This is a genomic window from Nostoc parmelioides FACHB-3921 (genome assembly GCF_014696625.1).
GTDB lineage: Bacteria > Cyanobacteriota > Cyanobacteriia > Cyanobacteriales > Nostocaceae > Trichormus > Trichormus parmelioides.
On record NZ_JACJQL010000046.1, the window covers coordinates 37,509 to 47,394 of the forward strand.

7 protein-coding genes are annotated in these 9,886 nt (G+C 42.9%); 3 read left to right on the forward strand and 4 right to left on the reverse strand.

Annotation, left to right across the window (positions count from 1 at the left end; genetic code table 11):
* The first annotated feature begins 301 nt into the window (after positions 1–301).
* On the forward strand, positions 302–3,901 hold the full coding sequence (gene nifJ, locus H6G14_RS23485; RefSeq protein ID WP_190570148.1) for a pyruvate:ferredoxin (flavodoxin) oxidoreductase: 3,600 nt from the start codon (positions 302–304) through the stop codon (positions 3,899–3,901).
* Between the two features lie 49 nt (positions 3,902–3,950).
* Here the strand turns inward: nifJ and H6G14_RS23490 are convergent, their stop codons facing one another.
* From H6G14_RS23490 to glgP, 3 genes are all read right to left on the reverse strand, one after another.
* Positions 3,951–4,439 (reverse strand): PIN domain-containing protein, encoded by a 489-nt coding sequence (locus H6G14_RS23490; protein ID WP_010996955.1) that lies wholly within the window; start codon positions 4,437–4,439, stop codon positions 3,951–3,953.
* Between the two features lie 5 nt (positions 4,440–4,444).
* Positions 4,445–4,681: a UPF0175 family protein gene (locus H6G14_RS23495; protein WP_010996956.1), complete on the reverse strand. Its 237-nt coding sequence runs from the start codon at positions 4,679–4,681 to the stop codon at positions 4,445–4,447.
* Positions 4,682–4,813: 132 nt separating this feature from the next.
* Positions 4,814–7,027, reverse strand: a complete 2,214-nt coding sequence (gene glgP, locus H6G14_RS23500; protein ID WP_190570150.1) for an alpha-glucan family phosphorylase — start codon at positions 7,025–7,027, stop codon at positions 4,814–4,816.
* A gap of 544 nt (positions 7,028–7,571) precedes the next feature.
* Between glgP and H6G14_RS23505 the strand changes: the two genes are divergently transcribed.
* Positions 7,572–7,982 (forward strand): hypothetical protein, encoded by a 411-nt coding sequence (locus tag H6G14_RS23505; protein ID WP_190570152.1) that lies wholly within the window; start codon positions 7,572–7,574, stop codon positions 7,980–7,982.
* Between the two features lie 290 nt (positions 7,983–8,272).
* Here the strand turns inward: H6G14_RS23505 and fghA are convergent, their stop codons facing one another.
* Positions 8,273–9,121 carry an S-formylglutathione hydrolase gene (gene fghA / locus H6G14_RS23510; RefSeq protein ID WP_190570153.1) on the reverse strand — a complete coding sequence of 283 codons (849 nt, stop codon included), beginning with the start codon at positions 9,119–9,121 and terminating at the stop codon, positions 8,273–8,275.
* A gap of 173 nt (positions 9,122–9,294) precedes the next feature.
* On the opposite strand from fghA, the gene H6G14_RS23515 reads away from it, so the two are divergent.
* Positions 9,295–9,886: Uma2 family endonuclease (locus tag H6G14_RS23515; RefSeq protein ID WP_190570159.1), on the forward strand; the 592-nt coding region annotated here is incomplete at its 3' end.

Here is a 9,886-nt window from a genome sequence, read left to right on the forward strand (position 1 = left end):
TAGAGTACATTGTTAATAGATAATGTATATATAAAGTGTTGCGGATGAGATACTGACATATGGAATATTTGTAGGAAGTCGAATCAGTAGCCGCAAGCCCCATATAAATACTCATTTTGATAATGATATCACTTACCGTTGAATACTGATAATATCTGTAAAATAGGTAATTGGTAATGGTAAAGAACAATTACCTATTACCATTCATTAAATACATTTAATTCCCTGGTTCTGGCTATTTCTCATTCTTCTATCTCTACATTCTGAAAGTGCAGTTTAGGGCTAGGACAAGGATAAAATTATGAGCCAAACTTTTGCAACTATTGACGGCAATGAAGCTGTCGCCCGTGTTGCTTATAAACTGAATGAAGTAATTGCTATCTATCCAATCACCCCCTCTTCAGCAATGGGTGAATTGGCTGATGCTTGGATGGCGGAAGGTCGTCCTAACTTATGGGGTACAGTTCCCAGTGTGGTGCAGATGCAGAGTGAGGGCGGGGCGGCTGGTGCGGTGCATGGGGCTTTGCAAACGGGTTCCTTGAGTACTACCTTCACAGCATCTCAAGGGCTGTTGTTGATGATTCCCAATCTCTACAAAATTGGGGGTGAACTGACTAGTATGGTGGTTCACGTAGCGGCGCGTTCCTTGGCTACCCACGCCCTATCAATTTTTGGCGACCATAGTGATGTGATGGCGGCGCGTGGTACTGGGTTTGCTATGCTGTGTTCGGCTTCGGTGCAGGAAAGTCACGATTTCGCTTTAATTGCCCATGCGGCTACTTTAGATACACGGGTTTCCTTTTTGCATTTCTTCGATGGCTTCCGTACCTCCCATGAGGTGCAGAAAGTAGAGCTTTTAGCAGATGATGATGTGCGATCGCTCATTAATGAAGATAAAATATCTGCACACCGCGCCCGCGCCCTCACTCCAGATAGTCCATTGTTGCGGGGGACAGCCCAAAATCCTGATGTCTTCTTCCAAGCCCGTGAAGGTGCAAACCCTTACTACAACGCTTGTCCCGCAATTGTCCAAGGGATTATGGATAAATTCGGCGAACGGACGGGGAGATATTATCAAATATATCAATACCACGGCGCGAGTGATGCCGATCGCCTAATTATCATCATGGGTTCTGGTTGTGAGACTGTCCATGAAACAGTGGATTATCTCAACGCCCGTGGGGAAAAGGTAGGCGTTCTCAAAGTCCGACTATTTCGCCCCTGGGATGTAGAGAGATTTATCCAGGCTTTACCTAGTAGTGTACAGGCGATCGCTGTCCTCGACCGCACTAAGGAACCAGGAAGCGCGGGGGAGCCTTTGTATCAAGATGTAGTTACAGCGATTCATGAAGGATGGGTAAATAAAAATAATTCCCCAGTCCCCAGTCCCCAGTCCCCAGTCCCCAAAATTATTGGTGGAAGGTATGGGTTGTCGTCGAAGGAATTTACACCGGCGATGGTGAAGGCTGTGTTTGATAATTTGGCTCAAGCTACGCCGAAGAATCACTTTACTATCGGGATTAATGATGATGTAACGCATACATCCCTAGAATATGACCCTAGCTTTTCCACGGAACCGGATAACGTTGTCCGGGCGATGTTCTATGGTTTGGGTTCCGATGGGACAGTGGGGGCGAATAAGAACTCAATTAAGATTATTGGGGAAGGAACAGACAATTACGCCCAAGGTTATTTTGTTTACGACTCCAAAAAATCTGGCTCGATGACGGTTTCTCACTTGCGCTTCGGTTCTCAACCCATACGTTCTACTTACTTGATTGACCAAGCCAATTTTATTGGTTGTCATCACTGGGGATTTTTGGAACGCATCGAAGTTTTAAATGCGGCTGCTCATGGGGCGACTATATTGTTAAATAGCCCTTATGATGCGGCTACTGTTTGGGAAAATTTACCCCTGAAAGTCCGACTGCAAATTCTGGATAAGCAACTCAAACTCTACGTCATCAACGCCAATCAAGTCGCCCGTGATAGTGGGATGGGTGGACGCATTAACACCATTATGCAGGTGTGCTTCTTTGCTTTGGCGGGGGTATTGCCAGAAGCGCAAGCGATCGCCAAAATAAAACAAGCGATAGAAAAGACCTATGGTAAGAAAGGGGTGGAAGTTGTTCGCATGAACCTGCAAGCGGTAGACCAGACCCTAGAAAATTTACATGAAGTGAAAATTCCTCTTGAGGAAAAAGGGAAATGGATAGATGAAGAAGCACTCCTATCTAACCAAAGTCCCTTCTCCACAAGCGCCCCCAAGTTTGTGCGGGACGTTCTGGGAAAAATCATGGTGTGGCAAGGTGATGACTTACCTGTAAGTACACTACCACCTGATGGGACATTTCCCACAGGTACAGCCAAATGGGAGAAGCGCAACGTTGCTCAAGAAATACCTGTGTGGGATACAGATATCTGCGTACAGTGTAGTAAGTGTGTAATGGTTTGCCCCCACGCCGCAATTCGCGCTAAGGTTTATCAGCCGGGTGAGTTAGAAAATGCGCCACCGACTTTTAAGTCAGTGGATGCTAAAGATAGAGACTTTGTTAACCAAAAATTCACTATCCAAGTCGCCCCAGAAGACTGTACAGGCTGTGCTATTTGTGTAAATGTCTGCCCAGCCAAAAATAAATCCGAGCCATCCCTGAAGGCGATTAACATGGCAAACCAGCTACCTTTAAGGGAACAGGAAAGAGAGAACTGGGATTTCTTCTTGAATTTACCTAATCCTGACCGACGCAAGTTAAAACTTAACCAGATTCGCCAACAACAACTGCAAGAACCTCTATTTGAATTTTCCGGTGCTTGTGCTGGTTGTGGTGAGACACCTTATGTAAAACTATTAACACAATTATTTGGCGATCGCGCAGTCATTGCCAACGCCACTGGTTGTTCTTCCATTTACGGCGGAAACCTCCCCACCACCCCCTGGACGAAAAACAACGAAGGACGAGGCCCGGCTTGGTCTAATAGTTTATTTGAGGATAACGCCGAGTTTGGTTTTGGCTACCGTCTGTCATTAGATAAACAAGGGGAGTTTGCGGCGGAACTTTTGCAACATTTCAGCACAGAAGTGGGTGATAACCTTGTAGAGTCGATTCTCAAAGCACCACAGAAAACCGAGGCTGACATTTGGGAACAACGCCAAAGGATTGAGTTGTTAAAGCAACAGTTAGATAAAATTCCCACCTTTGACCCCCACCTCAAATCCAAAATCCAAAATCTCAAATCCTTAGCAGATTACCTAGTCAAGAAAAGCGTCTGGATTATTGGCGGTGATGGTTGGGCTTATGATATTGACTTTGGTGGTATCGACCATATATTGGCGAGTGGTCGCAATGTGAATATTTTGGTGATGGATACAGAAGTGTATTCTAACACCGGGGGTCAATCTTCCAAAGCCACCCCAAAGGCAGCTGTCGCTAAGTTCGCCGCCAGTGGTAAGCCAGCACAAAAGAAAGACATGGGCTTAATGGCGATGAATTACGGTAACGTATATGTAGCAAGTGTGGCGATGGGTGCGAAGGATGACCAGACACTCAAGGCATTTTTGGAAGCAGAAGCCTTTGACGGCCCATCGATAATTATTGCCTACAGCCATTGCATCGCCCACGGTATCAACATGACCACAGGCATGAACCAACAAAAAGCCCTGGTAGAATCAGGACGCTGGTTGTTGTATCGTTATAATCCACTGTTGCAACAACAGGGCAAAAATCCCTTACAGTTAGATATGCGATCGCCTACTCAATCAGTAGAGCAATCAATGTATCAAGAAAATCGCTTCAAGATGTTGACGAAAAGTAAACCAGAAGTAGCTAAACAACTGCTAGAACAAGCACAAGCTGAAGTTGATGCACGTTGGCAGATGTATCAATATTTGGCAAGTAGGTAATGTGTAATGGGTAATGGGTAATAGGTAATAGGTACAAATCTATTACCTATTATTGTTCATCAACAATCGATAAAATACGATTATAGAGAGAACGACTAACCCAAAATTTTGCTATATTGATTAAATCATCCAAAACGGGTTTAACTGATAAAATTAAACCCCGACTTTTTGCTTCTATCAAAATCCCTAAAATACCTGTAATTTTCAAATTATATTCAATTGCTATTTGTCTGCCCAACTGTTCATCTATAATTAACCAATCAGCCTTTAATTCTAATGCTAAAGCGATAGCAGAAGATTCACCTTCATCTAATTTATTTCTTAACGACACCACTAAATCATCGTTGGTGATTGGGTTAACTTGAATCCAATGCAATGTTTTAACTTCTTTAGCTCCGGGTATAGAATCTCCCCACTGAGTTAATTCATGAAAAACTGCTGATGGTATGATAATGCCGCCATAAAGTTGTTTTAGTAAATGAATTTTGCCTATAGCAGCTAGATTAGTAATAGGTGAAGTGTTGCTAACGATAGGCATAATTATTAAAGAATACCCAAATTTTGTAAATCAATTTCTAAGTCACTTTCATCATAATGAAGAGGAATATTTCTCTTTGCCAATTCATGTTGAAATTGCAATAAAGGCACTTGAGCCAACTGGGAAGCTTTACCAAGACTAATGTTCTTTTTTTGAAATAATAGGATAATCAGTTCGAGAATTAATTCCTTTTCTGATAATCCACTTGCTTGGACAATCTCATCAGAAATGACTAAACTCATCTTTGTTCACCAAGGTATCCAGATTATTTTAATTATAAAGGCTAGATAATTTAATTAATCCTTATCAATAATTACCAAAAAAAGGGGTAGATATACTACCCCCTTACCGAACCAGGAAACTTAGATTATTAGCTACAGCAGAACCTTAGCTAAAATTGGCTGCACACGGGTAGAGATTTCTGGTACATACACCTGTGTAACGTAGTCAGCAATCATTCTGTCTGTATTAAATAATGGTGCATTGGTTTTGATGGATGCTTTCATGACTTGCACCCAACGATGGGGAATCCCGTTGGCATCTTGGTCGTAGTATAGAGGTACAATTTCCTCTTCTAGCAACTTATACAGGGATTGGGAATCAATGCGGTCTTGTAATTCTTGGTCGCTGGTGTGAGCATCTTCACCAATCGCCCAACCATTTAAGCCTTTACCATTTGCATCGGCTTGGTAACCTTCACACCACCAGCCGTCAAGGACGCTGCAATTAATCCCACCGTTGAAGCAGACTTTCTGTCCACTTGTTCCCGATGCTTCTAGAGGACGACGAGGATTATTCAACCACACATCCACACCTTGCACTAATTTCTGTCCGGTGTAAATGTCGTAATCTTCAATAAAGGCAACACGGTTGATAATGCCTGAATTATGACACCATTCCATCAAGCGTTGGATAATCCGTTTACCTTCTTCATCGGCTGGGTGGGCTTTGCCGGCAAATACTATCTGCACTGGACGTTCAGCGTTGCTGAAAATGCGTAACGCTCGTTCTGCATCACGTAAAATTAAGTCGCCACGTTTGTAAGGGCTGAAGCGTCTAGCAAAACCAATTGTCAGGATTTTGGGATCAAGTAAACTATCACTGGCTTGAATTAGTCTTTGGTCTTCACCCCGATGTTCCCGTGACTTTCTGACTTTATAACGGGTGTAGGCGACTAATCTTTCTTTGAGGATGAGATGGCGTGACCATAATTCCTCATCGGGGATATCGTCAACTTTAGCCCACATTTGGGGATCAATGGCGCGAGTTTTCCAGTCTGCACCCAAGTATTGATTATATAGGTCGGCTAATAAAGGTGCTGTCCAGGTGGGTGCGTGTACACCATTGGTAATGTAACCAATTGGCACTTTCTCTTCCGTTCTTTGGGGATAGAGGACAGTCCACATCTTGCGGGATACTTGACCGTGTAGTTCACTCACACCGTTACAAGCGCGAGACATCCGCAGGGCTAACACAGTCATACCAAAGGGTTCCCAAGGGTCACCCAATCGCCGTGCGCCTAAAGCTAAGAATTGTTCACGGGAGAGGCGTAATTGTGTCCAGTAGTGGGCAAAGAAAGAGTCGATTAAATCGGGGGAGAAGACATCGTGACCGGCAGGAACTGGTGTATGGGTGGTGAATACGCAACTATTCCGCACGCTGGCTTCAATGTCGTAGAAGGATTTCCCTGTACGTTCGATTTCCAGACGAGCAATCTCTAGGGTACAGAAAGCGGCGTGACCTTCGTTGAGGTGATAGACGGAAGGTTTGATTCCCAAGGCTTGCAACGCCCGGACACCACCAATTCCTAAGACAACTTCTTGGGCGATACGGGTTTCCGTGTTACCACCGTATAAATGTCCTGTTAACCAACGGTCAATGGGATCATTGTCATGGCGATCGCTATCGAGTAAATATAAACTTACCCTTCCTACTTGCACGCGCCAGATTTGCACTGTTACCTGGCGCTGGCGAATCTCCAATTTAATTGTGAGTGGTTCCCCATGCTCATTTTTAATCAACTCAATGGGCATCCGGTGGAAGGAATTATCCACATAATAATCTTCTTGCCAACCTTGACGGCTCAAGCGTTGACGAAAATAACCTTGGCGATATAGTAAGCCAATACCCACCAACGGTACACCCAAATCGGATGATGATTTCAGATGATCCCCAGCCAAAATACCCAACCCACCAGAGTAAATTGGTAGAGATTCATGAATACCAAATTCGGCACAAAAATAAGCAACGGGGTTTTCGTGGGAAACTTGGGGTGCGACTCGACTCACCCAAGTATCTTTCTGGTTGATATATTGGTCAAACTCCTGCGCTAAGGCAGAAACTTGCTTGAGATAAAACGGGTCTTCAGCTAACTGGGTGAGGCGTTCGTAGCTGACCGATTCTAAAATTGCTACTGGGTTATGTCCACAGCGTTCCCACTCTTGGGGATCAATGGCTTGAAATAATGCTAGGCGATCGCCGCTCCAACTCCACCAATAGTTGTAAGCTAAATCTGCTAATCGCTTGAGGGAAAAAGGTAGCTTTTTACTTAAATGTAAGGCTGCTGTATTTGCACTGCTCTGAGACATAAAATTCTACGCTTTGAAAATTAAGTGTGAGATACTTGCGGTTATCAAAGAAATACTTTCTTGCTGCATGGTTGACAACACAGCATTAGTAAACGTCTTGTTTTTTCTCGATTTTACTCATCATCTACCCCCAGCCAACGCCATTCAGGTTGATTTGTGTTGAGTTTCAAGTAGTTAACTAGCACCTGAATTGGGGAATTTTATTGACATCAAAACTTACCTAAAATTAGTGATGTTTACTCTTTATATCTTGTAGAGACTACCATTATTTATCAGAGTTTTTGATGTTGTTTTATATCAATACCACTCACTAAATTTTAATTTATTTATTCTTTTGTAAAAAAATATTTAAATATATAACAATGTAGTGTTACCAGCCAAAACCTTATTAGCAAAATTATATTAGAGATGAAAAAATTCTCTGCATCCAAGAAGACCTTTCCAGCTAGTGAAGATTAATCGGTCTGATGGAAAGCTATGTGGAATCTGTTTTGCGTAAATTGACTGGGCTTGGAGAACTTACAAACAATAACTCTAGACTCATATGATCAATCGCATTACCTCTGTTTTTCTTGTTGGTTTGATAGCATCCGCTTCAGCTTTGGCTATTTCCCCCAAGGCTGACGCGAACACACCAGCGTTTTCTATCTTTGAGTTAGGTAGACAAAATAACAGTCGCTATAACCGGGATAACGACCGTCGTGATGACTGGGATAATATCCGCTATGACCGCGATAATGACCGACGCTATCGGGATAATCACCGTCGTCACCGGAATAATCACCGTCGTAACGATTGGGACAAAAACCGTCGCTGGGATAATAACCGTCACTGGGATAATGACCGTCGCTGGGATAATGACCGTCGCTGGGATAATGACCGTCGTTGGGATAATAACCGTCGTTGGGATAATAACCGTCGTGACGACCGGAATCGTGACTGGTTTCGTTATTAATCCCTCCGTTTTCAGTATATTAGGCTATTCTGCTTTTAAGTTGTAAAGTCCATCGTTAGGGCTGTTAACTGTCAACGGTTAACAGCCTCTGTTAATTTTGCTTAGAGGTTATTTATAGCGGGCGTTGCTGATTAGTGGGATGATTTTTGTCGGGCTTACGCCCCGCTTCGCTAACACGCAAAGGCGCAAAGACGCATACCGCAAGCGGAACCCGAAGGGTAGAATCAATATTCTGCTTTACAAAAAAGTCTCAATTCATCCCGCATTTATGCAACGCCTTATAGCGTAGTTCACAACTTCTCCAAAGAGATTGCATGATGACGGAGATGATCTGCGATGAAACTAGCAATGAAATAATAACTGTGGTCATAGCCTGCTTGATAACGTAAATTAAGCGGTTGGTTAACTGCTTTACAAGCTTGGGCGAATACATCCGTTAATAATTGTTCAGTTAAAAATTTATCAGACGTACCTTGGTCTATGAGAATTTGGCTGTGATAGCCCAACTGTTTGACTAATTCACTAGCATCATAAGCCAGCCAACTTGCTTGATTATTGCCCAGATAACGACTAAAAGCTTTTTGACCCCACGGACAGCCTATAGGTGCAACAATCGGTGCAAAAGCCGACACAGATTTGAAAATATGGGGATTACGCAAAGCACAGACCAGCGCCCCATGTCCACCCATAGAGTGACCAAAAATTCCTTGTTTCTCAGGTTGTATAGGGAAATTAGCCGCAATCAAAGCAGGTAATTCCTGCACAATATAACTATACATTTGGTAGTGCGATCGCCAAGGTTTTTCCGTCGCATCCACATAAAAACCCGCACCTGTACCAAAATCCCACTCGTCATCCTCACCAGCAATTCCAGTATTGCGCGGGCTAGTGTCTGGCGCAACCAAAATTAATCCATACTCAGCCGCGTAACGTTGCGCCCCAGCTTTAGCCATAAAATTTTCTTCTGTACAAGTCAAACCAGAAAGAAAATAGAGGACTGGTAGAGGTTTTTCGGCTGCTTGCGGTGGCTGATAAACAGCAAAACGCATTTCCCCGTTACAGGTAGAAGACGGATGAGAATAAAAGCCGAGTTTACCGCCAAAGCTTTGATATTCTGAGATCAGTTTGAGATTATTCATCTACTTAATTAAATCATCTGTTGTAGGTATACCCGGATAGAAGCGATCGCTCATCGTTGAAAGTTCCGTGGGAAGAAGGTGGTTAGGGTTGGGAAATATTTATCAATCATCATTGATAAAATGAAGTAGGTTGACACTCCTCAGCCTAATACTCACTGATGCTGCGAGGAAATATGCTGTTAACTGAACTTCGTGCTGATCGGGTAGTTCTCCATAATATTAGTTGGCAACAATTTGAGAATTTATTAGTAAATTTAGGTGAAAGTAGAGCAGCTAGGATTGCTTACGATGATGGCACTTTAGAGATTATGACCCCATTACCAGAACACGAATATTATAAAGAAATAATTGGTGACATTATCAAAGATACGGCTGAAGTTTTAGAGTTAGATTATGAATGTTATGGTTCAACTACCTGGAAACGAGAATTAAAAAAGGCTGGGATAGAATCTGACAATTGCTTTTATTTCCAAAATGAAGCCTTAATTAGAGGTAAGCTCAGTTTTGATTTAAATCAAGACCCACCTCCAGATTTAGCTTTAGAAATTGATGTTATGAGTAAATCATTAGATAGATTTCCTCTCTATGTTCGGTTAGGTGTGCCTGAAATCTGGTGTTATGATGCTGGAGACATCAAAATTTACCAATTGCAAGGTGAGAAATATATCCAAACCGAAACAAGTTTAGTATTTCCTAATTTAAATATTCAAGAAATTCCATCACTAATTGAAAGATACCGCATGGCGGGAAGGCGGGTATTTCGAC

Coding starts and splice junctions, on each gene's coding strand:
- glgP (WP_190570150.1), bottom strand. CDS start 7,027: ATGTCTCAGAGCAGTGCAAATACAGCAGCCTTACATTTAAGTAAAAAG.
- H6G14_RS23490 (WP_010996955.1), bottom strand. CDS start 4,439: ATGCCTATCGTTAGCAACACTTCACCTATTACTAATCTAGCTGCTATA.
- H6G14_RS23505 (WP_190570152.1), top strand. CDS start 7,572: ATGATCAATCGCATTACCTCTGTTTTTCTTGTTGGTTTGATAGCATCC.
- nifJ (WP_190570148.1), top strand. CDS start 302: ATGAGCCAAACTTTTGCAACTATTGACGGCAATGAAGCTGTCGCCCGT.
- H6G14_RS23495 (WP_010996956.1), bottom strand. CDS start 4,681: ATGAGTTTAGTCATTTCTGATGAGATTGTCCAAGCAAGTGGATTATCA.
- fghA (WP_190570153.1), bottom strand. CDS start 9,121: ATGAATAATCTCAAACTGATCTCAGAATATCAAAGCTTTGGCGGTAAA.